Consider the following 26585-nt stretch of genomic DNA (forward strand, 5'->3'; position numbering starts at 1 on the left):
TTTACGTTTTAAAAAATAAAGCGATAAATAGTGCAATACTCAAAATAATAAGCGACCAGATAAACGCATTTTTTAAACGTCTGGTCACCGGATCACCATGACTGGATTTTCCCTTTAAAAAGCGTGAACTACTCACTGCTTTCCATACATGATAAGCTTCGTTTGTACTTTTAAATTCTCCGCGCAAAGCACGTTTTAACCAATCTGCATATAATGTCAATCCGGGGGTCTGATCAATCAGTAACACAAGATCAGCAACACCTCGTATTTGTGGCAACTGAGTCGATATAATCTTTTGCAAGCCTTGCTCGTTATATAACTTGATACACATCACAGCAAAAGCAAATAAATCATACGCGTAATCGCCTGTTCGATTACCTGCTTTCCAGAATTTGCGATCATACCATTCTGTAAATTGATGCAGACTTCGTCCAGCTTGAATCGCCCCACCGTAATCAATCAATTCTACTTGTCCTTCATCTGTAATAATAACGTGTTCGGCTTTGAGATCACCAAATACCCAGTTAGCTTCATGCAATTCGCGTAAAATATCGAGCACACCCAAACCTGCTTTACCGAGATTTTCACTGCCTTTTGCACGTAGAAAGTTGGTTAGCGTCTGACCTTTTACATATTTCATCACATAAAAAGGAATGATTAATCCATCTTCTTCATAATCATCCGCATCATACAGATAACGGTTCACCTGATTTTTTCCTGTTTCTTTCCAATGCTTATGTAACGAAAAAAGAAGTTTGATCTCGGATTGTAACGTACGATTGTAGGTGCCCATTTTCAAAGCGTACAGATTGCCGTTCACTATAGCAGACACTAAATAAACGGTTCCATTGGTTCCGTTGCCCAGTACGCGTTGCACCATATACTGTTGTCCTCTAGTTCTTCCGCTAATCATAGTACCTGGCGGCAATTCCGAATTAGTTGATATTGACACCGGGCTTCTCCTTCTCCTCTGAGGGCAGTCTAAATTTAGTGTACCATACCTATAGCAAAAAAATAGCAAAAAAACCGCAGATGCCAGAGCACCTACGGTCATTATTGATATGTTCTATATGCAAGGTAAGGATTAACTACGCTTGGCACCACGGCCTCCACGCTTGGATTCCGTATTTTTTTTGAGTGAAGAAATGCGTTCCTCACTATCTTTCATGAAGCGCGTCAATTTATCATCAAACGAAGGCTTGCCAACTGCTGGCTTGTTGAAAGAACGACCTCCACGATCACCGCCACCGCCGCGATTAAATCCGCCGCCGCCTCCAGAACGCTCTCCGCCATCTCTACCGCCGCCACCGCTGTTGCGTTGCTCAAAGCTACGCTCTGGACGAGGTGGTCTAGAAGATGGTGCTGGTTCTGCTGGTTTGTCAACTGCTTGTTTGATCGAAAGTCCGATTTTACCGTCTTTGTCTACATTGATGACTTTAACAGTAACGACGTCGCCCATTTTAAGATGGTCATTTACGTCTTTTACATAGTTGTCGGCAATTTCCGAGATGTGAACAAGACCAGTGACACCTCCCGACAAATCTACAAATGCTCCAAAGTGTGTTATTCCTGTCACTTTGCCTTCTAACTTGGTGCCCACTTCAATTGCCATAGAGTAAAATAATCCTCCCTTAAAATATACAGTAAAATCCCTTACGGATTACAATCTGCGTTGATTAAATTATAACGGAAGCCGAAAATAAGGTCAACTCACTAATACTCAGTTTTACGACTTATTTCACTTCATTATTCATTTACTGTCTGTTGCATCGGTTGCCCAAATCGGTGTTTCGCCTGGTAAATACATACCATATTGCTTACGAGCGACTTGTCCGATATATTCTGGATCTTCCAATCGCTTCACTTCACTTTGCGATTGAGCAAATGCTGCATCTGCTTTTTGCTTCTGGATTTGATGCTGAGCTAGTTCGTCTTTTTTCTCCGCTAAATGTATAGATTGCATAATGAACGTATAAATCGCCCAGCCCAGGAATAACACCATGAAAAGCATCCAAATCCGTAGCCGTCTGCGCGCCCCATTGTTTCCCTGAGATGACTGATTGTTTGTTTTGTAGTTACCGCTTCGAATCGGCGTAGGTTTTGAGATCATTGGGTTGCCTCCTTGATGGTCTGTCGTCATTACATCACCAACATTACATTTTAATTAACATTACCACAAAATAATGATTTGTAACACTTTGTCGACAAATTAAAAGAAAAAACAAAAAAGGCTGTCCTCACGTCCGCAGACATAAGAACAACCTTTTTCAGTAATAAGCAACCTGTGTATGATTTGGATATTCACCAAATATTACTCTCTAGAAAAAATATCATCCTGTCTTACGATAGGCTCTTCTTTGAGTAATGTATACATCGTTGCTGCTTCTTCCTTGCGCGTACTATCTGCCAAACGTTCTACTTGTATAGTGACTAGCTTTTGTCCAAACTGAACCGTAATCTCGTCACCAACTTTGAGCGTAGCACTAGGCTTGGCTTCACGTCCATTCAACAGGACTCGTCCCTGCTCGGACACATCTTTTGCCACAGTACGGCGCTTGATCAGTCTCGATACTTTCAGGAATTTGTCCAGACGCATTAGTTTACCGCTTCTTTAAGCTTGTTACCTGCTTTGAATGCAGGAACATTGGATTCCGCAATGTTGATTTCTTCACCTGTTTGCGGGTTGCGTCCGGTACGAGCTGCACGTTTGCGAGTTTCAAACGTACCAAAACCGATCAATTGCACTTTATCGCCTTTTGTTAATGCGTCTGTGATTTCACCAAGGAAACCGTTTAATACTGTTTCAACGTCTCTTTTTGTCAATCCGCTGCTTGTAGAAATGTTGTTAATCAAGTCTGTTTTATTCATTATTCAAAGCCTCCCAAATATTCAAAGAAATATAGCTGCGTTATTCAGATTGTATCTAGATAACAATCTATTTACGCAAAGTTGCTTGCCTACAGTATATTACATTCTTCGTGACATCCCAAATTCCTCTATTTTACTGGAGTCATTGGTGCCATATGCATCATAGCATACCGTAAGCGTGTGCTTCAACGCTGCTAGAAAGATCATAACATAAGAACGTATGCTCTGCTTATTTTTTTCAAAATAATTGATTATCCTTTATTTTGCAATTTAGCTTCATCCCATAATTGATCAAGTTCTACCAAAGTCATAGAACGAATATCTTTGCCCTGCGTGTGTAAGGCTTGTTCAATATATTGAAATCTGTGTTTGAATTTGCGGTTAACCAGTGCTAGAGATTGCTCGGGATCAGCGTGGATAAAGCGAGCAATATTGACTGCACAGAAAAGGACATCGCCGAGTTCTAATTGCTGATCCAGTGCATCATGACCTTCGCGTACAGCTTCTTTTAACTCTAGTAATTCTTCATCCATTTTGGCAAAAGCACCTTCAACATTTTCCCAATCAAAGCCTACTTTAGCTGCTTTTTTCTGAATTTTGTAAGCGGTAAGTAGCGCAGGCAGATCACGCGGAACACCATCTAACAGAGAAGCAGTAACATCTAACGTGCCTTTAAGTTTTTTCTCTTCGACTTTCATCGCATCCCAATTTTGAAGCGCAGTCTGTGCATCATTGGCTTCACGATCACCAAATACATGCGGATGACGGAAGATCAGTTTTTGGTTCAGACTTTCGATCACATCATAGACAGTAAATGCACCTGTTTCTTCTTCAATTTGAGCATGAAGCATAATTTGTAACAATACATCGCCCAATTCTTCTTGCATATGTTCTGGATCATCATCATCTATCGTTTCTAGTACTTCATACGTTTCTTCGATAAAATTTTGACGAAGCGATTGGTGTGTCTGCTCTTGATCCCATGGACATCCACCTGGACTACGCAAAATTCCTACAATCTCATGCAGACGAGCAAACGTGCGATTACGAATCTGCTCATCTTCTGTACGAGGTACATAGATTAGTGATAAGTTGCCGTAATTTTCAGTACGATCTAATTCGTATACAGGTGTGCGTTCGATAACTTCTTTGCCTTGTACTCCTAGATAATGACATACGATCACTTCAAAATCGTCAGGATACAACTCCATTAAGCTTAATTTCACATCGGAAGCCGTAAAAGTATCATAGACTTGCCCGATAACGGTATGAAGCTGAGGTTGAAGCAATTGAGCATTGAGCTGAGCCGCATCTAACAACTGAAATCCTTCGATAGGATCGAATCCTAGACGTGTAAAAGCTTCATCCAAAAAGCTTTCCCCGCCCAGTACATTTACAGTGATATTAAGCGCTTGTCCTTGTTCACGCAAAATCTGAACCGTCTTCTCAGCAACCATCGGATGACCGGGTACAGCATAGATGATTTCTTCTGTATCTAATCCTTCGATTGCTGCTTGTAACAACCGATTAGCGATTTCTGCATACACTTTTGGAAATGAATTTTTAGATTCATAGACCTCATCAAATGTGACAAAATCAGCCTGTAATGCTTCTAATGCTGGATGATCTTTGGTACGAACAAATAGCTTTTCAGCTTGTTCTAATTTGCGAAAAATACCGACTGTTAATTGATCCACATCTCCTGAACCAAGCCCTACTATTGTAATTTTTGCACTCATATTTGTCCTCCTAACCATTGTATATCGACTTTATTTTGTTATGAAATCAGTTTGAATTTTTGCAGTAATTTAGCTAATTTCTTACCTATTTTCGGCAAAGCAATAATCTCTGCTGTGGTCATGATTTTCAATTGGAATATCCCGCCTGCAAAAACGAGACCACCGATACATACTCCACCTAATGTAATCAGTGATGCTTGAATACGTCCATCCAATCCCCAACGATCAAATAGATATTCCGCACCTAACATCCATGCGATTACAGCACCGGACATGACAAGAACCAAAAATAACGGCTTGACCAAATCTTGCTTCCAGGTCACTTGTAGACGGGTTAATCGTATTAATAACCATGTATTCAAAATAGCAGCTACTGCATAGCCAATAATGCCAGCGAATGCAGCACCAATAATACCGAAATAAGGAACCAATATAATATTAAGCACTGCTTTGACGACAGTGGCAAGTAATAAATGTACTGCTGGCGCTTTAACAGAACCCATCCCTTGTAATAACGCTGCTGTCACGATAGATACTGTAGCTCCTACACCTGTAAAAGCTAACCAGCGCATCGCTTCACTACCTGCATCATCTTGATACAACATAATATCTAGAGGAACAGCTAATACTGCTACCCCGGCTGAAGCAGCAAGCCCGAGCAACCAAAACCAGCTTAGTGCCTGACGACTTTGGGATTGCACCAGATCCATACGGTCACGTACTCTAGCATCTGCAAGCGCAGGAATAAATAGTACTGATAATGAAGTAGCTAGCATCGACATTAACTGTACTAAAGGCATTCCTCGATTGTATATCCCGAATTGTACCATAGCCTCTGCTTCGCTCCAGCCTATTCCTTTTAATAGACGTGGCACTGTAAATGTATCTACCAGACTGATTAGAGGAGCAGACAATGATCCTAAGCAGATTGGTAGTGCATAAAGCGATAATGCTTTGAGTAATGGAAATACAGGTTCATGGACACTATTTGTTATCGAAGATGGCGATAATCTGTGCGCTGATTTCTGACGATAAATCCACCAGTAGATTAACATGACTAATAATCCAGCGGCTCCACCCGCGGCAGAACCAAATGTAGCACCAGCAGCGATCCAATCGTCTGCGGCTCCATTGCGATCTAACATCAATAGCAAAATAACCATCGCTGCTACCCGAATCGTCTGCTCAGCGACCTGAGAGACCGCTGTAGGGATCATATTATGCATTCCCTGGAAATAACCCCGTAACCCCGCCATAATCGGCACTAAAGGCAAAGCTAGCGCTGAACTACGTATCGCGGCTTCTGTATGACGATTATCGATCCAATCTGCTAGTAAAGGTGCTCCTATGTACATAAGAATGCCGCCCACTACGCCTAAAACAATCAGCATCACCGATGAGATTGTTAAAACACGCCTTGCTCCTTCTTCATTACCTGCTGCGATGCGTTCAGCTACAAATTTGGAAACTGCTGCTGGAAATCCAGCGGTAGCGACAAGAAGAACCAGCGTGTAAAAAGGATACACCGCATTGTAGATACCGAATACTCCATCTCCTCCGATATTCTGCAACGGTATTTTTTGAATCGTACCGATTAATTTAGATAATACAGCTGCCAATGCTAATATAAATGCTCCTTTAAGCATACGCGAAGATGGAGAGGATTCTTTCATATGCACGGTGCTCCTTTCTAGCCAGTCGTGGCATTCTTTTTTCGGAATAAATTACACAAAAATAGCGCGGAGACTCCGCGCTATTTGTTTTACCCATTCAATCTACTTTTTGCTATAGAAGCCAATCCGTCATCAAATATTATTTACTGCTCTCTGCCGGTGCTTCTGTAGAAGTACCTTCTGTTGCAGGTGCAGTTGTTGTTCCCTCTGTAGCTGGCGCTGTTGTACCTTCTGTAGGCGCTGTAGCAGCCGGAGCTGTTTCGGATTTAGGTAGATTTTTCTTCGTAATCATACCTGGAACTTCTTTAGACATATATTCGCTGAATTTTTGAGAAGCAATTTGAGATTTGATTGTTTCTTTTTCTTCAGCTGTTAGATCAGCAAATGCTTTTTCGGTACGAGATTCTACTTTAATCACATGGTAACCATAATCTGTTTTAACCGGATCACCAATTACACCGATTTTTTGTTCCAATGCTGCATTTTTGAAGCCTTCAACCCAGTTTCCAACTTTATAGTTTTCGTAAAGACCACCTTTGTCTTTAGAACCTGTATCGTCAGAATATTTTTTAGCGATAGTTGCAAAGTCTGCTCCGCCATCTAATTTAGCTTTTACTTCTTTAGCTAATTTCAATGCTTCTGCATCTGTGCGAGTTTTACCATCAGCAGTTTGTAGTCCGATCAATACATGACGTACAGAAGCTGTTGTGTAATCTTTTTTGTTGTCATTGTAGTATTTTTCAACATCTGCATCAGTAACTTTTTCTTTCATTACTTCAGATGCTGTCAATACGCGTGTCATATAGTCTTTTACATCTTGCTCTGTCAAATTAGCTTCTTTGAGCATAGTAGCAAGTTGTTCAGGGTCTACACTGGTTTTGAATTGTTTCAGTTGTTCTTCACCTTGTTTAGCACCAGCAGTTTTTGCTGCTTCGCTTGCACTGTCATCAAGAGATTTGTAAGCTACCTCTTGCTCTAGCAAAATTTCTTTATATTCATCCATATCAAACATTTGAGCGTATTGAGGAGAGAAGAATTTCATCATACTTACTTCATGATTAAATTCGTTCTCAGTGATTGTACCGCCTTTATACTCGGCAACCACCGGACTTGTATCTTTCGTTTCATCATTCTTTGTTTCCGCGGTTGTTCCTTTGTTACAAGCTGCTAACAGACTGATGCACAGAACAGCAACTACTGCTAACATCGTCGTTTTCTGCGCAGCTTTTTTAATTGGCCACATCCTGTAGTTCCCCCTTTAGTTTGAATGATTCCATGATAGCCTCGAGGAATTGGCAAAGCAGTTCAAGCAGCTCGCCATCCGTTAGTCCTTTACCTTTGACTTGAATAACCATATTGGAACCCTGATTAAATTGTACACGTCTTTCGAAGCGATTGCCAACTTGGGACAGTTTGCTCAAATTGAACGCTTTTTCTTGCCCTGTATGGAACTTCAGCAACACATCGTCTCCACGGCGCGAAATATTTTCGATACCATAGCGTTTGCCATACAGCTTGAGTCTTGCCACTTGTAACAACTGTAATACCGCTTCAGGCAATTCGCCAAAACGATCTAACAGTTCATCTTCAAGTTCGCCGACATCGTCAAATGCAGACAGTACAGCGACCTTTTTGTAAATTTCTATTTTTTGGATACTGTCATAAATATAATCAGCTGGAAGATACGCGTCAATAGATAGATCAATAACGGTATTCCAATCGTTCGCTTTGGTATCTTCTTCACCCAGCATAGTTACTTTACGTTTCTGAATTTCTTCAGCTAGCATCTGCGAATACAGGTCGAACCCGACTGAAGCAATAAAGCCTGATTGCTCTGCCCCCAGTAGATTACCTGCTCCACGAATCGATAGATCACGCATCGCAATTTTGAAGCCTGAACCAAGTTCTGTGAACTCTTTGATCGATTGTAGACGCTTCTCTGCGACCTCAGTTAACACTTTATCCCGTTGGTACGTAAAATAAGCATACGCGATTCGATTCGAACGTCCAACCCGCCCACGCAACTGATACAACTGAGAAAGCCCCATTTTATCAGCGTCATGTACAATCAGCGTATTCACGTTTGGAATATCGACGCCTGTCTCAATAATACTGGTACTTACAAGTACATCGAATTCGCCATCCAAGAAATCAAGAATCGTTTTTTCCAATTCTTGCTCAGACATTTGTCCATGTCCAACAGCGACTCTTGCATCTGGAACCAGTTCTGAGATTTGAGCTGCCATTTCGTGAATCCCTTGCACTTTGTTATACAGGTAATAAATCTGACCACCACGAATCAATTCGCGCTCTACTGCTTCACGAACCAATGTATAACTATGTTCAACAACATATGTCTGAACAGGGAATCGATTCTCTGGTGGTGTCTCAATAACAGAAAGATCACGCACACCTAGCATCGACATATGAAGTGTACGTGGAATCGGTGTCGCTGTTAATGTCAGTACATCGACATTGGTTTTGAGACGTTTGAGCTTTTCTTTATGCGACACACCAAACCGTTGCTCTTCATCGACAATCAACAGACCTAGATCTTTGAAAATAATATCTTGAGATAATAGTCGATGGGTACCAATAACAATATCAACTGTCCCTTGTTTGATTCCTTTAATCGTATCGTTCTGCTCTTTACGCGTACGGAATCGGCTTAATACACTGATATTAAAAGGATACTCTGCAAACCGTTCTCGGAATGTCTCATAATGCTGTTGCGCCAAAATCGTAGTTGGTACAAGAATAGCCACTTGCTTGCCTTCGATAGCAGACTTAAATGCTGCACGAATAGCAACTTCTGTTTTCCCGTATCCTACATCGCCGCAAAGCAAGCGATCCATTGGACGCGTTTTTTCCATATCTTTTTTGATCTCATCGATCGCACGTAACTGATCACGAGTCTCATCATAAGGGAAAATATCTTCGAACTCTTGCTGTTCAGCCGTATCTTTTTCAAATCCATACCCAGAAGCTTCCTGACGCTCTGCATATAATTTGATAAGATCATCTGCAATATCTTGCACAGAAGAACGAACTTTACTTTTGACTCTAGTCCACTCATTACCACCAAGCTTGTAGACTTTAGGTTCTTTTTCTTCTGAGCCTACATATTTCTGGATCAGATCAATCTGTTCAATCGGTACAGATAGCTTATCACCACCTGCATACATAATATGCATATAGTCTTTGTGAATACCGGCTACTTCAAGCGTACCGATCCCCATATATTTACCGATACCATGATTCTGGTGAACCACATAGTCCCCCACTTTAAGCTCGGTATAACTACGAATCCGTTCTGCATTATCTACATTTTTGCTCACTTTACGAACTTTGCGTTGCTTTTTGGAGAACATTTCGCCTTCGGTAATAACGGCTAGATTAATCGATGGCAACTCAAATCCTGTTTGTAGACTACCATCTATCATAATAGGGGTCTCAATATCGTAATCATCAAGTACCCGGCGTACGCGCTCCATCCGTTCTTCGCCATTCGCAACCATTAATACTTGAATGCCTGCTTTTTTCCAGCGTTCCATCTCGGACTTGAGTACGTTCATTTGTCCATGAAAATCCTGCATTGTACGACTAACAAAGTTAACGATATTGCCTGGAAGCACATGCGGAACTTGACGTAAAAAGATCGATGTCCAGATCGTTTGGAAGCCACTGCGATACATAATATCGTCTGTATCTCCAGCCAGTTCAAGCGAAGGTAAGTTTTTGCCATTTTGTAATAAATGCATATTCCATTCGGATTCATCACGCTCTAATTGCTTAGCGGTTTCCAGCAATCGTGCAGGTTCTTCCATAATTAGAATCGTATCTTCAGGCATGTAGTTATACAAAGTGACCTGCTCTGGATAAAGCAAGCTGATGTATTTATAAATTTCCGGGAAATAAATATGTTGGCGCATCAATTCAATCTCGCGACCAATTTCTTCACGTAGACGAATTTTCGCCTGGCGATCTGTCATTTTTTCGATTTGCATTTCAAGACGAGCAGAAGCCAAATCTGCTGCATTGTTCATACGGGTACGATCTGCAATAATTTCACGACAAGGTGTAATTGTGATCGATTTCACTTTATCGATAGAACGCTGATCATCAGGATCAAATGTACGAATCGAATCGATATCTTCATCAAATAATTCAATCCGATAAGCCAAACTCGCTGTAGCAGGATAAAAGTCGATAATCCCACCGCGCACACTCATTTCACCACGCGATTCTACACGTTCTACGCGTTCGTATCCAAGTTCAATCATACGGGTTAAAAACGTATCAAGAACCAGTGTACCGCCTTCTTTTAATTCAATCTCAGCTCCTGCTAATGACTCTGGCGCAGGTACAAAACGTCGAATACCGGAAAAAGGCACAACAACAACGCCTCTAAATCCAGCAGCACATTTCATCAATACATCGATACGTTGTGCTAATGTCTCCGGGCTTGATATGGCTGATTCTGCGGCTACCAGTTCATTAGCTGGATATAACAAAACCTGCTCAGGTGTTAGCGCTTCCTGTAAATCTTCAGCAAGCTTATGAGCAGCAAACATATTATGAGTGACGACCAATAATGGTCTTTGGACTTCTGTGAACAGACTAGCCATCATGATCTGGCGTGAAGAACCGGATAAACCGGAGATGAGTTGTTCTTTCATCCCGGACACAATACCAGATGTAACAGAACCAAAATCCTTGTCTTTGGCAAATGCTTGTATCAGAGTTTCTAACAAAACGGCACCTCACTTATCCTTAGGTAAAAACGGTAAAACGACAAATCGGATTCATCTCGATTTGCCTACAAACAACCGCCTTCTTCTCTAACCTGTATTACAGATCAGCATCAAAGGCGGTACTTATGAATTTGGGACAGTTGTCAATGTCTGTAATTGCTTATGAATTAAGGCTTATTATAGCATCAACCGTTAAATTTAGCCATTGTCTGCTCAAAGGTATGCTTCAGACTATATTCCATCGCATTACAAGCATTTTCGATCATTTCATCTAGCAATTCTTTTTCTTTTTTGGCAAAAGGAGAAAGCACGTAATCGACAATCGCATAACCAGGAGCTGGTCTTGAAATACCCATGCGAATACGATCAAATGTCTGTGTGCCTGTATGTTGAATAATAGACTTGATCCCATTATGTCCACCTGCACTACCTTGATAGCGCAGACGAATTTTACCTGTTTCGGTGTCCATATCATCATAGACTACAATCATATCTTCTAAAGCCACTTTATAATAATCCATATAGCCTCTGACTGCTTCACCAGATAAATTCATATAGGTCATTGGCTTAATTAAAACGACTTTTACGCCATCAATATGTCCTTCACCGATCAGTGATTTACTTTTAGCTTGATTAATAGCGATCCCGTGTCGATCTGCTAAACGATCCAATGCCATAAAACCAACATTATGACGGGTTTTGGCATATTCAGATCCGGGATTGCCCAAACCTACAATCCATTTCATTGGTGCATATCCTCTTTTCTTTGGAAATATACAATCATGCAAAATGTAAAGGATGCTATATTATCGTGCAGTCACTAACATTTTTTGCTAAAATCAAATTATTGAATACGTATCATCCTTTTGATACTTATCTGCAAATGATCAACTTCACGACTAACCAGTATAGAGAGGGGGATTCAGCATGTACACCTTTGGGCAGCAATTGCTGAAAAACCGTCATTTTTATGATCATTTTAAACAGGAAGTGCCTGTGCAGATTTATCGTCGTGATATTCCTGTCGATATCGGAATGATTACGGCGTATGATCACCAGTTTATCGAGGTGAATCGTGTATTGTATCATCGGCAACGTCATGTGTTTCTTTCAAGACCTGGGTATTAATAGATACGCCGATAAGGGTTACTCGCCTCAGATGGGGCAAGTAACCCTTTTATTACATCAACGCTTATTCAATTTCAAATAGTTTACTGATCGATAGTTCTTCATGAACACGAATAATCGCTTCACCCATAAGAGGTGCTACCGACAATACTTTTAATTTGCTTGTAGGATTAGGATGCGTAATTGGAATCGTATCAGTTACGATAACTTCTTTGAGTGGTGAATTTTCCAGACGATCCATCGCAGGACCAGACAATACTGGATGTGTACAACAAGCATACACTTCTTTGACTCCACCTTCGATCAAAGCATTTGCACCTAACACAATTGTACCTGCTGTATCAATAATATCATCTACCAAAATCGCTGTTTTGCCTTCGATATTACCAATAATGTTCATTACTTCACTCACATTCGGTTCAGGGCGACGCTTATCGATAATCGCAAGCGGAGCACTTAGTAGATCAGCAAGCTTACGCGCGCGTACTACACCACCGTGGTCAGGAGAAACGACAACAGGGTTTTCAATTTTTTTGGAACGGAAATATTGAGCTAGAATCGGCACTCCAAGTAGATGATCTACAGGAATATCGAAGAATCCTTGAATCTGCATAGCATGTAAATCCATAGCGATTACACGGTGAGCGCCTGCTTTTTCAATCAGGTTCGCTACCAATTTAGCTGTAATTGGATCACGTGAACGTGCTTTACGGTCTTGACGTGCATATCCGTAATAAGGAATTACCACATTAATACTTTTAGCAGAAGCACGTTTTAAGGCATCTACCATAACTAGCAGTTCCATCAGATTATCATTGACAGGTGCACAAGTAGATTGGATTACATAGACATGGCAACCACGAACACTTTCAGACAACTTCACCTGAATCTCTCCGTCACTAAATCCAGTCGTACGAGATTCACCCATAGGAATACCAATATAGTCAGCAATCTGTCCCGCCAACTTAGGGTTAGAATTACAAGTGAAAATTTTTAATTTAGAATCACAATAAGTCATAATGGTTAAAACCCTCCGTGGTGGTTCATTGGAATGCTTATCAACTCGGCGTTCATTTCTCTTTAGATCCGTCAAATCATACAACAAGCATTATATATTTCATATTATATAATAATTCTTTAGCGAATAGTGGCATTTTGTTGGTAAGAATCGATAATAATTTTAGTTCTAGCGCATTATTTTTTGCTATAACTGTTAATTATTTCTTTTCATCATGGATTGCTTTCGCTTTTGCACGAATTTTCTCAGCATATCCTGATTTGTTTTCTTGGCGCTGACGAGCAATTGCCATATCGTTTGCTTCTACATCTTGGGTAATTGTAGAACCAGCTACTACATAAGCACCATCGCCTACACGTACAGGAGCGATTAAGTTAGAATTACTACCAATAAATACATTATCGCCAATTTCAGTAATCGCTTTGTTGAGTCCATCATAGTTAGCTGTAATCGCTCCACAACCAATATTCACTCCTGAACCTACAACCGCATCACCTACATAGCTTAGATGAGGAATTTTGGAGCCTTGTCCTACTGTTACATTTTTGAGTTCTACAAAGTCGCCAACTTTCACTTGATCGCTTAACTTTGTACCCGGGCGCAAATATGCAAATGGACCAATATTACCTTCAGCCCCTACTTCTGCTTCAGAAAGAATCGATTGACGTACAGTCGAACCATGTCCAATCGTTGAATCTACGATCTCTGTATTCGGGCCAATGATACAATCTTCACCGATAACAGTATGACCATTTAGGATCGTTCCTGGATAAAGTACAGTATCCGAACCAATCACCACATCAGCTCCAATATAAGTAGCAGATGGATCGATAATAGTAACGCCATTTAACATATGTTTTTTGGCAAGACGTGCACGCATAAAGCCTTCTGCTTCAGACAATGCTAGACGATCATTAACACCGATCGATTCTGCCAGATCAAATGTTTCGTAAGCAGCGACCATTTCGCCTTGTTCACGCAAAATTTTGATACAATCGGTCAAATAATATTCCTGTTGCGCATTATCATTGGTAATCTGAGAAAGCGCCTGAAACAATTTACTGTTATCAAAACAATACGTACCTGTATTGATTTCTTGAACAGCTAATTCTTCAGGTGTACCTTCTTTTTGCTCAACAATCTTCTGTACACTACCATCTGCTCCACGAATAATACGACCGTATCCTGTAGGATCAGTCATCGAAGCTGTTAAAATCGTTACTGCTGCACCCTGACTTTCATGATTCGCAATAATGTTTTCTAACGTTTCAGGAGTAACCAAAGGTGTATCTCCGCAAATAATGATCGTTGTTCCTTGTTCAGTACCAAGCAATGATTCCGCTTGTTGAATCGCATGACCTGTTCCTAACTGCTCACTTTGCAGTGCATATTCAGCACGATCTCCCAAATAAGCTTGTACTGCTTCAGCGCCATGACCCACAATAACTACACTTCGTTCACACTGTACTTGTTGTACAGCATCTAGTACATGACCGACCATCGGCTTACCGCATACCGGATGGAGTACTTTGTACAATTTGGATTTCATGCGTTTGCCTTTACCTGCTGCAAGTATAATTGCCATTCTTTTCGAATCCAACACTACAGACCTCCTTGTAAAACTCATATATTTAGATCATTGTTTATTAGATATGTTGTTAAAACTCCCTAATGAATATATCTTATTCCAGACAAAAAGAAAAGGGAGCCACAATGTAGCTCCCTGTGGCTCCCTTTTCTTTCAAACCCCAATAAGTAAACGTTAAGCACCTTCTTCGATCACTTCTTCTTCTTCCACTCCTGCACGTTCATACTCAGCCAATACAGCTAACTGAATCTTCTCGCGAGTGCCAGAAGAAATAGGATGCGCTATGTCGCGAAACTCACCATCCGGTGTCCGTTTGCTTGGCATTGCAACAAACATTCCATTATTACCATCAATTACGCGAATGTCATGAACGACAAATTCGCTATCAATTGTGATGGATGCGATTGCTTTCATTCGGCCTTCGGAATTCACTCGGCGGAGTCTTACATCCGTTATTTCCATATGTGTTCACCACCTTTGTCTATAAAGACTTAGATTGTGTAATTCCACACACAGAAGTCAAATTCCTTCTTTTTTCTCCAAATTAATTGTGTATTTTTTTATTTTATTTATTTTTAAGCTCGATTTCTACCGATTTCACCTGATTTTAATGATATTCGTTCTCATTACTAAAATGAAAATCATTGGTGAACAAGCTTAATTAGAATCATTTTCAAAGTAGTTTCCAGGTTGTACCGTAATTTTTTTGTTTTTAGGATCAATATCTGTTACTTTCGCAAGTGATACATAATCCGCCCACAAACGATCATCAGTGTCGACAGAACCCGATTCCAGTAGTACCCCTACACCAGCGACAGTTGCATTAAATTCTCCCAAAAGATCAACCATGCCTTGAATCGTACCGCCAGCTTTCATAAAATCATCGATAATCAATACCCGGGATTTTTCTTTTAGAGCGCGGCGCGACAACGTCATCGTGTGTAAGCTCTTATGTGAACCGGATACATAATTAATACTTACAGCCGATCCTTCTGTCATCTGATGATCACGTCGTACCAATACTACAGGCAAATTCAATTGTGTACCTGTCGCATGAGCTAGCGGAATCCCTTTTGTTTCTACCGTCATAATCACATCGATCGGCGTATCTGCAAACGCAGAAGCAAAAATCTTACCTACTTCATTCAAAATAGCAGGTTGCCCTAGCAAATCAGACATATAAATATAGTTACCTGGAAGTAGACGATCAGGTTGTCCCAATTGACCGCATAGTTCTTCCATAAAAGAAAATGCTTTTTCTTTAGCAAGCTTGGGAATATATTTCACTCCACCTGCTGCTCCTGCAAGTGTTAACAACTCTCCTGTGCCATCTTCTTCAAAAACTTCTTTGATAATGGTCAGATCCTCACTAATCGATGATTTGGCCGCTCCGTATCGATCAGCGAAAGTGGTTAATGGAATTAGCGTATGTGGTCGTGAAGTTAAATATTGAGTTAATTCAACTAACCGCGCGCTTCTCTTTAATTTTTTCACCGTAACGCCTCGCTATCTACAAAATATTGACATTTTATACCCTAAACCCGAATAATTAAAGTGAATATAACATTTTTGTACGTGTTTGTAAAAGAAAATCGCAATCTTTTTCTCTTATGGCTTCTTATCGAGCACCATATGGAGTAAAAAAGACTGCGATTTGAAATCAGTTACGTTAGTATTCGTACAGCATATACTTCTTTACAAAATCCTCTTAACCCATTGTATACACGAGCTACTTTAGATTCTTTTGAAATTAATCCAAATACTGTAGGTCCACTGCCTGACATTAATACGCCATCAGCTCCAAGCTGGATCATCGCTTGCTTCAACTGCTGTACTTGCGGATAGTGAGTCAGCGTCACATCTTCGAGTACATTGCCAAGCTGATGACAGATTTCATCAAATGATTTATGTTCTAACGCTTTCTGCATTTCGATAGCAGAAGGGTGTTTGGCTATTTTATCAGCGCGGAAACGTCCGTACACATCAGCAGTCGATACATTGATCGGTGGCTTCGCGAGAACAACCCAGCAATCCGGTGGACTGGTAAGCGGGGTTAACAGCTCTCCACGCCCTGTTGCTAACGCTGTACCGCCTGTAATACAGAACGGCACATCAGAACCGATTGAAGCACCTAGCTCCATCATATCGTTGTGAGGAATCTGAAGGTTCCAGAGACGATTCAATCCTCTAAGTGCAGCAGCGGCATCACTACTACCTCCAGCTAGACCCGCAGCAACTGGAATCTGCTTGTCGATATGAATATGTACGCCATGCTTAATATTATATTTTGCTTTGATTTTTTGAGCAGCTTGAAAAGCAAGATTTTTCTCATCCAAAGGAATATATCCGGCTTGACTGGAAATTTGGATCGTATCTCGAGATAATTCAGTAATCGTCAGCCGATCTGCTAAATCGACCATCGTCATAATCATCTCGACCTCATGATAACCATCCGGTCGTTTATGTAACACATCCAGCATCAGGTTAATCTTCGCTGGCGCTTTTTCATATATCTTCATGCTGTTCCTCCACCCTCAACATTCCATCCGAACGATTTGATACGCTGCGTACGGGTTCCTGTGCTTATCATTGCGAATAATCCATATTATAAAAAAAATGAAGTATAAAGTCTATTAATATGGGTATCGGGTTCCGTTCATATCTATAAAATGTAGTCACAAAACAAAACAGTCTCTACCCCGAAAGGAGATAAAGACTGTCTTATGATAAAACAGTTATTCAATTCCCAACATATTCGATTCGTGTCTGACAATCGTCATCACAGACGGTGACTTCCACAGAATCTGTCAATATATCGGCATAGCTGTAAGACACACGTTCAAATGTCTGATGCTCTTCAGCGAGCTTGACAATAAAAACAGAAGGGTAGGTCTCTTCCAAAACTCCGGTTCGTTCGATGGTCTTCTTACGACCACCATTAGCACGTAACGTAATTTTGTGCCCTACATGAGCATCAAGACTACGTTTGATTTCCAAAAGCGCATTGTTAGCCATTGACTACAACCACCTCTTTCCTCCTTAATTATATCAAAGAAAAGATAGTTTGTCAAATGAACATTAAATTATAGCAGTATTAAATTTATCTTGTCAACGAATTTTTTTAGCGGATACCTGCTTTCAAAAATACACTGCTCAAAGTCGCATATTCTTGCAAACTAAGCGTTTCTCCACGTCTAGAAGGTTCAATTCCTGCTTCTGCCAAAAGCTGCTCTAATTGCGTACGGTCTCCGCCTTCAAAGTAACGACTACGCAAGTTATTAGCAATCGTTTTACGACGTTGTACAAAACAAGATTGCATTAATTCAAAAAAGTAAGCTTCATCTTCCACTTCGACTGCCGGACGATCACGCAGTTTTAAACGAATTACCGCAGACTCTACATTAGGCTGTGGGATAAATACTGTTTTGGGCACAATACAGATCAATTCAGGCACGCAATAATATTGCACCGCAATACTTAGACTTCCGTAGTCTTTGCCTCCAGGAGGAGCTGCCATGCGCTGAGCGACTTCTTTTTGGATCATGACGACGATATTGTCTAACGGTAAACGTTCTTCTAACAACTTCATCACGATCGGTGTCGTTACATAGTAAGGCAAGTTAGCAACTACACTTACTTTTTCGACTTCACTAAAGTCTTCACGAAATAGTTGATGTAGATCTACTTTAAGTACATCATCATGACGTACTTTAGCATGCGGATAAGGCTCTAACACTTCTTTCAAAATTGGAATTAAGCGACGATCAATCTCAACTGCTGTGACTGCGCCTGCTTCCTGAGCAAGACGTTCTGTTAATGCACCAATCCCCGGCCCAATTTCTAACGCTCCATTTTCAGGTGTTAATTCGGCTGCTTCTACAATTTTGTTCAAAATATTCGAATCGATCAAAAAGTTCTGACCCAAGCTTTTTTTAAACGAGAAGCCGTATTTATTAATAATTTCTTTGGTTCGTTTGGGTGTCGCTATATCTAGTCGTTCATCCATATTATTATTCTTCCTCCGCTTCCATTTGTGAAAGAGCTGCTGCAAATTCTTCACGGCTAATGCCAAAAATACGCAAACGCTTGTGGAATTGCTTTCCATTGCCATATCCTATCCCTAACAAATTGCCCATTTTCATTCTTCGCTCTGCCGCATCAGCACTCATCACAAGTCCTGTCATAATTAAGTCTTCCCAATCGATCAAAACTTCCGCTTCTGGCATCTCCGAATGTACACGTGCCAGTGCTTCACGAATCGCTTCAGGAGAAGCATTTTCAACACCGATATCACCTTTGAGCGTCGCTTCGCTTTCAGGAATAAAAGCATGCTTACAGCCTGGTACTTTCTGCGCGACGATTTTCCGTATCCGTTCACCTGCAAAATCAGGATCTGTTAATATAATCACACCGCGACGTTCTTGAGCTAACTTCACCCGACGAATTACATGAGCTCCTATCGCTGAACCGCCTGTCTCGATCGTATCTGCGTCTACAGCTCGTTTGATGGCTACTGTATCGTCTCTACCTTCCACCACAATCACTTCTTTAATCACGTTGATTGTACGCTTCCCTTCACTCTGTAAATAATGACCTCTATCGATTCACTCTAAATTGATCTTAACAGAACAAAAAGAAGAGGAATATTCCTCTTCTTTTTGTTTTCCTTATTCACGCTCATGGTTAATATTATTTATATCATATAACAGATGACTGGGCTTAAGCAATGGCGTTATCCCAATCAACACCCTACTTAGGGTTTAACCGGACCGATTACATATACAGTGTAACCGGATTTACGTCCAAATGCTCTCGCTTGGCTCAAGCTGTCTATATATACGTCGATTTTATTACCGTTAATAGCACTACCGGTATCTTCAGCACGGCGGAAGCCAATGCCTTCAATGTATACCCACCATCCCATCGGAATGACACTCGTATCGACTGCAATCGTACGACCTTCTGTTACACGTGCTCCAGAAGCAGTCACTGTACCTAGACCGGGTTCTTGAGACGAATAAGCAGTAAGAGATACATTGTTCAGTACTTTCGCATAAGAGAAATCTACACCTGCTTTGGAAGTACTATTACTGGAACCTCCACTAGATGAAGCAGCTGCAAGAAGCTTAGGCTCTTCTTTTTTCGTACCTATTGCTACAATCTTGTCTTGCACTTTTGCGGTTGTTTTTTTATCAACCATACGTTTGGAGACGAATTCTCCATCTTCGTATACTTTCTCGATGTATTGAACCACTTTTCCTGTTTGACCACTTTGTACTAGCTTTGTTTTACCTTCAACCAGAGAAGCATCGGTTTTTTTAACCGTTTGATAAGGAATCTTTACAACTTTTTTCGCTACAAAAGATTTGGTGCGAACAATCTTGATATCCATATTGTCATGAACTGAAGATTCCATTGCTGGTGTAAGTTGATCTTCACCTGACAATGTTAATCCAGCTTGCTCCAATGTGTTACCAACTGTTTTAGAGGTGGTATAGATTTTCTTAGTGCCACCATCTGCCGTAATGTTTACTGCAACCGCATGGTTAATATAAACTTTATCCCCATCTTGAAGCGCGCCATTCATCGGCATAGATACTTTATCTTGTGGTGCGACTTTAATTTGATTTTCATCAAGCAGTTGAGAAAGCATCAATTTACGTGTTTCCACCGTTTGTGCTTTGCCGTCAATGACTACAGAAATATTTTTACCCGCTTGATTATAAAGTAGGGACAATAGCATCACTGCAAGAGCGATGACCAATAATGCAGCCCACAATACATAGCGTAGGTTTTGTTGCTTCCAACTCAGCGCGTAAGACATGCTGGATGAGCGCGAACCATGGGTTTTTTCGAAAGGAGCAATTGCCACTTCTTCCGTCCTCCTTCATAGTCTCGCCGTCTAGCTGTGACGTAATAGTATATGACGCGACTATATAACAGAATTTTCACAGGCTGATCGTAAGCATAAGATTATCGAATCTGTGTGATAATCTTTCGTGATGTTCAAAAATGCCTGCGCCATGGTCAGTCTAAGGGACATACCTAATATCTGAAAGATCAAGCTTCAAATATCGTATCTCTGTATCTTTTCCTTTTAGCCAAAACAAAAGAAGCCTCTGGAAAAGAGCAAGAGCAACTTTTCCTTGGCTCCCGACGTATTTGAATACAGTTCGGAAAACGTTAGAAAATACGAGGTTGCCTCTGCATCGCTTACGGGGTTAGCTGTCGGATTCGGACATATCATATTGCCTGCCCTGTGAAGGATCCTCCGCTCATGGCGCGAGTACCTCCAATTCACCCCATAGACCCTGTAAAAGGAATCATACATAATGACTTCGGTATTCTGATAATAATGGCTTGAAGACATATGTTGGTTCCCCCGTTTTCCTATGCAGGAAACTCAGCGAGACCGAATCATGGAATCTTGCGTGATAACAGCAAGATTAAATCACTGATGAAATAATATCCCGAACCCAACCCTCATGTAAAGCGACCAGCAAGCACGTTTTTCTGAATAAATGGTTAAAAAGTTGTCATATTCTCCGATTTTTTAAAGATAATTTATTCATATATCGATTTAACGATGTTTTTTGCGTGATTTACTCTGTTTTTCATCGAATGCCAAATCGTTCCAGTGCATTTTTAGTTGTAATTGTACTAATTTCTTCCAGTGATATCCCTTTTAGCTCCGCAGCCGCTTCGGCTACAAGTGTCACATAACCGGACTCATTTCGTTTTCCACGATAAGGATGTGGTGTCAAAAATGGGGAGTCTGTTTCAAGTAAAAGACGGTCCATAGGAACCTTTTGTAACACCTCTTTAGGTTGCTTTGCATTTTTGAAAGTAATTGGTCCTCCAAACGATAAATGGAAGCCCATATCAAGACACATTTTGGCTGTTTCCCAGCTCCCTGAAAACGAATGCATCACGCCTCCTACTTCATGTGCTTTTTCTTCACGCAAAATCTTCACAATATCTTCGTGTGCATCACGATTATGAATCACGATTGGCATATTAATTGAACGCGCTAGCCCAATTTGTTCCCGTAATACTTTGTGTTGTACTTCTTTTGGAGAAGTATCCCAATGATAATCAAGACCAATCTCGCCAATAGCGACTACTTTTTCATGTTTGCATAACGATTCAATCCATTCCAGATCGCCAGGTTGCATATGGATCGCATCTACAGGATGCCAACCTATCGCTGCATATATAAATTCGTAACTTTCTACCAATTCCATCGTAGTTGGAATCGTTTCGCGGTTGAAGCCAACATTGATCATACGGGTTACACCTTGTGCATAAGCACGTTCAATGACTTCTTTGCGATCATCAGCAAATTCAATCGAATCTAAATGAGTATGTGTATCAAATAACATATGTTTTTCTCGCTCCTTCTCTGTTTTACACACTTTTTTCTTTTATTTTAGATTTCAAACTCCATTTGAGGCGGATTGATTTTATTTTCAAATATCGCCGCTACTTCTTCTGATAACTGATGAATAACTTTTTCCAATTTATCTTGCGGATAATAAAGATGATATCGACCACGATGAATACCGCTGATCGAACGTACAATATCCGATACTTCTGAAATTTCTTGAATCCGATTTTGGCGATCTAACAATAGAATTTGTTTTTCTTTTTTAGGATCACCCGGACGGAATACATCATAAGGAAGATCTGTTGGAAAATCGATTTCTAGATCATATTCAGGATGCAATCCTACTCTAGCAAATTCATTTCGAATACTATCAATCGTTTCCAAATCAATCAAATCGGTTTCTACATATTTATACAGTCTACGTTGCATAAATCGATGGCACACATCTGCAAGAATTTCATCTTCTTCTCGTGTCCATTGCATAAAAGCAGTCTGTACTAATGCTTCATCTAGCAATAAATAATCATGTACTTGAATATTACCTTCAAATAAAGCAGGTAATGGATAAGGTAAAAATTTAAATTCAAATCCTTGATCAAACAATTCTTTCGCCCGGCGGAAAATCTGTCGCAAAACAATATCCGAACTTCGAGTCACCGGATGAAAATATACTTGCCAGTACATTTGATAACGTGCCATCAAATAATCTTCTATCGCATGCATCCCTGATTCTTTGACAACGACTCTACCATTATGAGGACGAAGCATTCGCAAAATACGATCCACATCAATCGTTCCATAATTAACGCCTGTAAAATAAGCATCACGTAACAAATAGTCCATACGATCCGCATCCAGTGGACTCGACACCAGATTCACAACGATTTTTTTCTCATAATCTTTACGAATAACAGAAGCGACTCGTTCAGCCAGACCACTTTCTGCTTCTTCCAGTACCCGGTTCACTTCTGTATCACCAAGTAGAATGCGACATGTCCATTCTTCATGATCCATATCGAATGCTTCTTCTATAGAATGTGAAAAAGGCCCATGACCGAGATCATGTAATAAAGCAGCACACAAAGCAACTAAACTTTCATCTCGTGGCCAATCTTCATAACCACCACGTTCAAATTGAGAAATAATACGACGTGTAATTTCATATACACCTAATGAATGAGAAAAGCGGCTATGCTCTGCTCCATGAAAAGTTAAATACGAAGTTCCCAGTTGTCTTATACGACGTAATCTTTGAAATTCAGGTGTATTAATCAATGTCCAGATTAAACGATCTTGCACGTGGATATAATTATGTACAGGATCTTTAAATACTTTTTCTTCTCCTAAAGGTTGTACAGGCTTCAAAACAAACTCCTCCTTCTATCTCTAAACCATAACTATTTAAAATTAAAAATAATTTATTCGTCTATAATGTCGAATGATGTCGGTATATACAAGTTACGAATTTCCAAATCGACAAAATAATTTTATGCTTATAATACCTGATAATACCGCTATATAAAAATATTTTTTCAAAAAAATCAGAAAAAAACTCTATTTTTCTCAATTTATAGGTTGACTGATTTGGGAAACGTTGGTATTATGAATATCATAAAACATAGAAATTTGTCGAATGATAGCACATCAAACAAAACAATAACAACTAATATATTTAAATTTGAGAGGATTGATCAGTAATGATGAAATCAACTGGTATTGTAAGAAAAGTAGACGAATTGGGCCGCGTAGTAATTCCTATCGAACTTCGCCGTACACTAGGTATCGGAGAAAAAGACGCTTTGGAAATCTACGTTGATGGCGAACGCATTATGCTTAAAAAATACGAGCCTGCTTGTATTTTCTGTGGTAACGCTGAAAATGTAACTTATTTTAAAGGAAAAATCGTTTGTAATGAGTGTATTTCCGAAATTCCTGTCCCTGTGACAAAATAAATAAAATAGGTTATACTAGAACTATCAACTTATTAATTCTAACCTTTTTAATATCTCCTTGGGCCTTTACTCAGCATTTTGTCTGGGTAAAGGTATTTTTTTGCTTTCTTTTAGTTTTCAAAAAAAGGCTTGGCGTTTATTATACTTCCTTTTGCATAGTACTTCCAATTTACACATCAAAAAGGAATCTTAAACAGTTAAGATTCCTTTTTGATAGTACTTATTTTGATATTTATTTTCGTAAAAAAACAATAGATATAACGAGTTTCTTCTATTATAAATAGATGATCTAAAATGGACTTTTGATACAGCTTTTTTAGAGATTTTACTCTTGTTCATGCAAAAGAACTTGATACACGTCACGTTTAGAAATTTCGCGGTCTTTAGCTGTTTTTTTCATAGCATCTTTACGTGAAATATTTTCTTTGTTTTCGTAATGTATCACATGTTCTTCGATACTCATATGTTGCCACCATTCACTGGCTTCTGCTTTGGCTTCGATCAGTGATTGCCCTTCAATCACAACGCAATATTCACCGATAGGTGGGTGCGTTTCTAACCATTGCAGTACTTCTTCTACACTGCCTCGTGTCCACTCTTCATGACGCTTTGTCAGCTCACGTGCTAACACTATATTACGATTTCCTAAATGATGTACAATCGCCAGTAAAGTTTTGATAATTCGATGTGGAGATTCATATAACAATAATGTACCTGCTCCATGTTTGACACTACCCAGTACTTCTTCTTGACCTTTGCTATCTCTTGGCAAAAATCCTACAAATGTAAAGCGATCTGTCGATAATCCAGAAGCAATCAAAGCAGACAAAGCCGCATTTGCTCCAGGAATAGGTACAACCGCAATTTGCTGTTCTAGTGCTAACTTCACCAATTCTTGACCAGGATCGGAAATAGCAGGCAATCCTGCATCGCTTACAAGTGCAAGATTACTTCCTTCTATAATAAGACGGATCAGCTCAGGCCCACTCGCTTTTTTATTATGCTCATGATAGCTAAGTAATTTACCTGGAGTAATATCAAAATGAGTCAATAATTTACGTGTCTGTCTGGTATCTTCAGCAGCTACGATATCACATTCTTGCAATGTTCGTACTGCACGATAAGTCATATCTTCCAAGTTACCAATCGGAGTAGCAACTAAATATAATGTACCTGCTCCTTCATGCAGAACAGCAGACTCTCCTTTGGCAAAACTTTTTTGAATCTGTATGCTCATAGTGACTCCTTTAACCCGTAATAGACTGCTTTGAGATCTGGTGTGTATTGCTCCTGCTCATCATATACGATCAGTGGCGGTAATATACGCATTTCAGGCTTACCTCCACGTAATCCTTCGATCAATACCATATTAGCTTCCATATGTTGACGAGGATGTACAAATCGAATACGCTTCGGTTCTACTCCATATTGACGCATCAACAGAATAATATCTGCTAATCGATGAGGACGATGAACCATAGACAGTTTACCGCCGTTACGAAGCAGTTTGGAAGCTGTGCGAATGACATCTTCTAATGTACAACCAATCTCATGCCTTGCCATCGCATGATGGATATTCAATTTCATATCACTACCGGTTACAGGCGCATAAGGTGGATTTACTGTTACCGCATCATACGCTTCTCGCTCGCCAACAAGAGGCATTTCTTTAAGGTCTTGGACGCGAATCTTCACTTGTTCTTGTAAGCCATTCATCATGACACTACGGATTGCCATATCTGCCAAGCGTTCTTGTATTTCTACTCCTTCAATACTAGCCTGAGTACGTGTAGACAACAGAATAGGAATCACTCCATTGCCTGTACATAGATCAATCACTTTCCCGCGCTTCGGAATACTTGCAAATCGTGCTAACAATACTGCATCCATCGAAAAGCTAAATACTTCTCGACTTTGAATAATTTTAAGATTATACGTGAGCAGATCATCAATACGCTCATCTGCCAGAAGTGGTTGTTCGTTCATGGTATTTCCTTTCTGATCTTGCTTTGTTTAGCAATGATTCTACACTTTTAGAGCTATACTATATAAAAACCGCGGCATATTGCTGTCCGCGGTTTGGATAATAAGACTATTCAGATTTATTCAAAAAAGAAAGGCAGAACAAGCAATCGCCTTCTGTACGCAAATGTCCATAATACACATTACAGATATGGAAGCCTTCGTGATAAATACGTGCTAGATTATCATAACCTTCTCCAACAACTTCGAGATCAGGTAAGTCTGAATACAATTTAGAAGAGTATGTTCCTACTGATTTCGGTTCAATAACAGGAACTTCTTTTTTTAGAACTCGACGCAATTGTTCATTTTCAGTACTTAGACGTTGATTTTCTTCTAACAACTCTTTCACAGCCTGCTTCATTTTGCCCATATCGCCATGCATATGATCCATCTTTGTTTCCAATTCGTGAATGTGTGTAAAAAGATTTTTCTTCTCCAAGTTCCCACCTCAAA

At 40.1% G+C, this 26585-nt stretch carries 26 protein-coding genes and 1 riboswitch; of the genes, 2 read left to right on the forward strand and 24 right to left on the reverse strand.

Annotated elements, in window-relative coordinates; translation table 11 throughout:
- Position 1 precedes the first annotated feature (1 nt).
- From ACFSGI_RS01815 to pth, 10 genes are all read right to left on the reverse strand, one after another.
- Positions 2–952, reverse strand: a complete 951-nt coding sequence (locus tag ACFSGI_RS01815) for a protein kinase domain-containing protein (protein ID WP_204827309.1) — start codon at positions 950–952, stop codon at positions 2–4.
- Between the two features lie 132 nt (positions 953–1084).
- Positions 1085–1612: a S1 domain-containing RNA-binding protein gene (locus ACFSGI_RS01820; protein WP_204827308.1), complete on the reverse strand. Its 528-nt coding sequence runs from the start codon at positions 1610–1612 to the stop codon at positions 1085–1087.
- A gap of 138 nt (positions 1613–1750) precedes the next feature.
- Positions 1751–2110 (reverse strand): FtsB family cell division protein, encoded by a 360-nt coding sequence (locus ACFSGI_RS01825; protein ID WP_204827307.1) that lies wholly within the window; start codon positions 2108–2110, stop codon positions 1751–1753.
- 201 nt (positions 2111–2311) lie between these two features.
- On the reverse strand, positions 2312–2596 hold the full coding sequence (locus tag ACFSGI_RS01830; RefSeq protein WP_204827306.1) for an RNA-binding S4 domain-containing protein: 285 nt from the start codon (positions 2594–2596) through the stop codon (positions 2312–2314).
- Positions 2596–2868 carry an HU family DNA-binding protein gene (locus tag ACFSGI_RS01835; RefSeq protein WP_204827305.1) on the reverse strand — a complete coding sequence of 91 codons (273 nt, stop codon included), beginning with the start codon at positions 2866–2868 and terminating at the stop codon, positions 2596–2598. The genes ACFSGI_RS01830 and ACFSGI_RS01835 overlap by 1 nt, the downstream gene beginning before the upstream one ends.
- A 251-nt stretch (positions 2869–3119) precedes the next feature.
- The gene (gene yabN, locus ACFSGI_RS01840) at positions 3120–4607 is read right to left on the reverse strand and encodes a bifunctional methyltransferase/pyrophosphohydrolase YabN (protein WP_204827304.1); all 1488 of its coding nucleotides are present in this window, start codon (positions 4605–4607) and stop codon (positions 3120–3122) included.
- A gap of 38 nt (positions 4608–4645) precedes the next feature.
- Positions 4646–6280, reverse strand: a complete 1635-nt coding sequence (locus ACFSGI_RS01845) for a putative polysaccharide biosynthesis protein (RefSeq protein ID WP_204827303.1) — start codon at positions 6278–6280, stop codon at positions 4646–4648.
- A 139-nt stretch (positions 6281–6419) separates the two neighbouring features.
- Positions 6420–7523 carry a peptidylprolyl isomerase gene (locus tag ACFSGI_RS01850; protein ID WP_204827302.1) on the reverse strand — a complete coding sequence of 368 codons (1104 nt, stop codon included), beginning with the start codon at positions 7521–7523 and terminating at the stop codon, positions 6420–6422.
- Positions 7510–11034, reverse strand: a complete 3525-nt coding sequence (gene mfd / locus ACFSGI_RS01855) for a transcription-repair coupling factor (protein ID WP_204827301.1) — start codon at positions 11032–11034, stop codon at positions 7510–7512. Before mfd ends, ACFSGI_RS01850 begins: the two co-directional genes overlap by 14 nt.
- Positions 11035–11219: 185 nt before the next feature.
- Positions 11220–11780 carry an aminoacyl-tRNA hydrolase gene (gene pth / locus ACFSGI_RS01860; RefSeq protein WP_204827300.1) on the reverse strand — a complete coding sequence of 187 codons (561 nt, stop codon included), beginning with the start codon at positions 11778–11780 and terminating at the stop codon, positions 11220–11222.
- 181 nt (positions 11781–11961) lie between these two features.
- Here pth and ACFSGI_RS01865 point away from each other — a divergent pair, with 181 nt between their 5' ends.
- The gene (locus ACFSGI_RS01865) at positions 11962–12162 is read left to right on the forward strand and encodes a hypothetical protein (RefSeq protein WP_069326071.1); all 201 of its coding nucleotides are present in this window, start codon (positions 11962–11964) and stop codon (positions 12160–12162) included.
- A 64-nt stretch (positions 12163–12226) separates the two neighbouring features.
- Here the strand turns inward: ACFSGI_RS01865 and ACFSGI_RS01870 are convergent, their stop codons facing one another.
- The 11 genes from ACFSGI_RS01870 to ACFSGI_RS01920 all read right to left on the reverse strand — a co-directional run bounded on the left by ACFSGI_RS01870 (position 12227) and on the right by ACFSGI_RS01920 (position 23520).
- On the reverse strand, positions 12227–13180 hold the full coding sequence (locus ACFSGI_RS01870; RefSeq protein WP_069326070.1) for a ribose-phosphate diphosphokinase: 954 nt from the start codon (positions 13178–13180) through the stop codon (positions 12227–12229).
- 199 nt (positions 13181–13379) lie between these two features.
- On the reverse strand, positions 13380–14765 hold the full coding sequence (gene glmU / locus ACFSGI_RS01875) for a bifunctional UDP-N-acetylglucosamine diphosphorylase/glucosamine-1-phosphate N-acetyltransferase GlmU (RefSeq protein ID WP_379282296.1): 1386 nt from the start codon (positions 14763–14765) through the stop codon (positions 13380–13382).
- 177 nt (positions 14766–14942) lie between these two features.
- A complete protein-coding gene (gene spoVG, locus ACFSGI_RS01880) occupies positions 14943–15230 on the reverse strand; it encodes a septation regulator SpoVG (protein ID WP_204827298.1) in 288 nt (95 codons plus the stop codon).
- 195 nt (positions 15231–15425) lie between these two features.
- On the reverse strand, positions 15426–16262 hold the full coding sequence (gene purR / locus ACFSGI_RS01885) for a pur operon repressor (protein ID WP_204827297.1): 837 nt from the start codon (positions 16260–16262) through the stop codon (positions 15426–15428).
- A gap of 170 nt (positions 16263–16432) precedes the next feature.
- Entirely contained in the window at positions 16433–17287 is an 855-nt protein-coding gene (ispE, locus tag ACFSGI_RS01890) for a 4-(cytidine 5'-diphospho)-2-C-methyl-D-erythritol kinase (protein WP_204827296.1), read from the reverse strand.
- A gap of 220 nt (positions 17288–17507) precedes the next feature.
- Complete coding sequence (gene veg, locus ACFSGI_RS01895) at positions 17508–17783, reverse strand: biofilm formation stimulator Veg (protein WP_069326066.1); 276 nt, start codon at positions 17781–17783, stop codon at positions 17508–17510.
- A 106-nt stretch (positions 17784–17889) separates the two neighbouring features.
- Entirely contained in the window at positions 17890–18774 is an 885-nt protein-coding gene (rsmA, locus tag ACFSGI_RS01900) for a 16S rRNA (adenine(1518)-N(6)/adenine(1519)-N(6))-dimethyltransferase RsmA (RefSeq protein ID WP_204827295.1), read from the reverse strand.
- Between the two features lie 4 nt (positions 18775–18778).
- Positions 18779–19324, reverse strand: coding sequence for a ribonuclease M5 (rnmV, locus tag ACFSGI_RS01905; protein WP_204827294.1), 546 nt, complete (start codon positions 19322–19324; stop codon positions 18779–18781).
- Between the two features lie 197 nt (positions 19325–19521).
- Positions 19522–20640, reverse strand: a complete 1119-nt coding sequence (locus ACFSGI_RS01910; protein WP_379282286.1) for a ubiquitin-like domain-containing protein — start codon at positions 20638–20640, stop codon at positions 19522–19524.
- Between the two features lie 323 nt (positions 20641–20963).
- Positions 20964–21187, reverse strand: a riboswitch (cyclic di-AMP (ydaO/yuaA leader).
- A 195-nt stretch (positions 21188–21382) separates the two neighbouring features.
- On the reverse strand, positions 21383–22150 hold the full coding sequence (locus ACFSGI_RS01915; RefSeq protein ID WP_204827293.1) for a TatD family hydrolase: 768 nt from the start codon (positions 22148–22150) through the stop codon (positions 21383–21385).
- 47 nt (positions 22151–22197) lie between these two features.
- Complete coding sequence (locus ACFSGI_RS01920; RefSeq protein ID WP_204827292.1) at positions 22198–23520, reverse strand: HD domain-containing protein; 1323 nt, start codon at positions 23518–23520, stop codon at positions 22198–22200.
- 332 nt (positions 23521–23852) lie between these two features.
- On the opposite strand from ACFSGI_RS01920, the gene ACFSGI_RS01925 reads away from it, so the two are divergent.
- Positions 23853–24107 (forward strand): AbrB/MazE/SpoVT family DNA-binding domain-containing protein, encoded by a 255-nt coding sequence (locus tag ACFSGI_RS01925; RefSeq protein ID WP_017815545.1) that lies wholly within the window; start codon positions 23853–23855, stop codon positions 24105–24107.
- A 325-nt stretch (positions 24108–24432) separates the two neighbouring features.
- Here the strand turns inward: ACFSGI_RS01925 and rsmI are convergent, their stop codons facing one another.
- From rsmI to yabA, 3 genes are all read right to left on the reverse strand, one after another.
- Positions 24433–25344 (reverse strand): 16S rRNA (cytidine(1402)-2'-O)-methyltransferase, encoded by a 912-nt coding sequence (rsmI, locus tag ACFSGI_RS01930; RefSeq protein ID WP_204827291.1) that lies wholly within the window; start codon positions 25342–25344, stop codon positions 24433–24435.
- Positions 25341–26093, reverse strand: coding sequence for a tRNA1(Val) (adenine(37)-N6)-methyltransferase (locus tag ACFSGI_RS01935; RefSeq protein WP_204827290.1), 753 nt, complete (start codon positions 26091–26093; stop codon positions 25341–25343). The genes rsmI and ACFSGI_RS01935 overlap by 4 nt, the downstream gene beginning before the upstream one ends.
- Positions 26094–26199: 106 nt before the next feature.
- On the reverse strand, positions 26200–26571 hold the full coding sequence (yabA, locus tag ACFSGI_RS01940) for a DNA replication initiation control protein YabA (protein ID WP_204827289.1): 372 nt from the start codon (positions 26569–26571) through the stop codon (positions 26200–26202).
- Positions 26572–26585 lie beyond the last annotated feature (14 nt).

Origin of the sequence: Paenibacillus nicotianae (assembly GCF_042681745.1) — a bacterium.
In the GTDB taxonomy this organism is placed as follows: Bacteria; Bacillota; Bacilli; order Paenibacillales; family Paenibacillaceae; genus Saccharibacillus; species Saccharibacillus nicotianae.

Bases quoted from the DNA above. Each gene is read 5' to 3' on its own strand.
- ACFSGI_RS01820 (WP_204827308.1), bottom strand. From the start codon at position 1,612: ATGGCAATTGAAGTGGGCACCAAGTTAGAAGGCAAAGTGACAGGAATA.
- ACFSGI_RS01825 (WP_204827307.1), bottom strand. From the start codon at position 2,110: ATGATCTCAAAACCTACGCCGATTCGAAGCGGTAACTACAAAACAAAC.
- ACFSGI_RS01830 (WP_204827306.1), bottom strand. From the start codon at position 2,596: ATGCGTCTGGACAAATTCCTGAAAGTATCGAGACTGATCAAGCGCCGT.
- ACFSGI_RS01835 (WP_204827305.1), bottom strand. From the start codon at position 2,868: ATGAATAAAACAGACTTGATTAACAACATTTCTACAAGCAGCGGATTG.
- yabN (WP_204827304.1), bottom strand. From the start codon at position 4,607: ATGAGTGCAAAAATTACAATAGTAGGGCTTGGTTCAGGAGATGTGGAT.
- ACFSGI_RS01845 (WP_204827303.1), bottom strand. From the start codon at position 6,280: ATGAAAGAATCCTCTCCATCTTCGCGTATGCTTAAAGGAGCATTTATA.
- ACFSGI_RS01850 (WP_204827302.1), bottom strand. From the start codon at position 7,523: ATGTGGCCAATTAAAAAAGCTGCGCAGAAAACGACGATGTTAGCAGTA.
- pth (WP_204827300.1), bottom strand. From the start codon at position 11,780: ATGAAATGGATTGTAGGTTTGGGCAATCCCGGATCTGAATATGCCAAA.
- ACFSGI_RS01865 (WP_069326071.1), top strand. From the start codon at position 11,962: ATGTACACCTTTGGGCAGCAATTGCTGAAAAACCGTCATTTTTATGAT.
- ACFSGI_RS01870 (WP_069326070.1), bottom strand. From the start codon at position 13,180: ATGACTTATTGTGATTCTAAATTAAAAATTTTCACTTGTAATTCTAAC.
- glmU (WP_379282296.1), bottom strand. From the start codon at position 14,765: ATGGCAATTATACTTGCAGCAGGTAAAGGCAAACGCATGAAATCCAAA.
- spoVG (WP_204827298.1), bottom strand. From the start codon at position 15,230: ATGGAAATAACGGATGTAAGACTCCGCCGAGTGAATTCCGAAGGCCGA.
- ispE (WP_204827296.1), bottom strand. From the start codon at position 17,287: ATGAAGATATATGAAAAAGCGCCAGCGAAGATTAACCTGATGCTGGAT.
- veg (WP_069326066.1), bottom strand. From the start codon at position 17,783: ATGGCTAACAATGCGCTTTTGGAAATCAAACGTAGTCTTGATGCTCAT.
- rsmA (WP_204827295.1), bottom strand. From the start codon at position 18,774: ATGGATGAACGACTAGATATAGCGACACCCAAACGAACCAAAGAAATT.
- ACFSGI_RS01915 (WP_204827293.1), bottom strand. From the start codon at position 22,150: ATGTTATTTGATACACATACTCATTTAGATTCGATTGAATTTGCTGAT.
- ACFSGI_RS01925 (WP_017815545.1), top strand. From the start codon at position 23,853: ATGATGAAATCAACTGGTATTGTAAGAAAAGTAGACGAATTGGGCCGC.
- rsmI (WP_204827291.1), bottom strand. From the start codon at position 25,344: ATGAGCATACAGATTCAAAAAAGTTTTGCCAAAGGAGAGTCTGCTGTT.
- ACFSGI_RS01935 (WP_204827290.1), bottom strand. From the start codon at position 26,093: ATGAACGAACAACCACTTCTGGCAGATGAGCGTATTGATGATCTGCTC.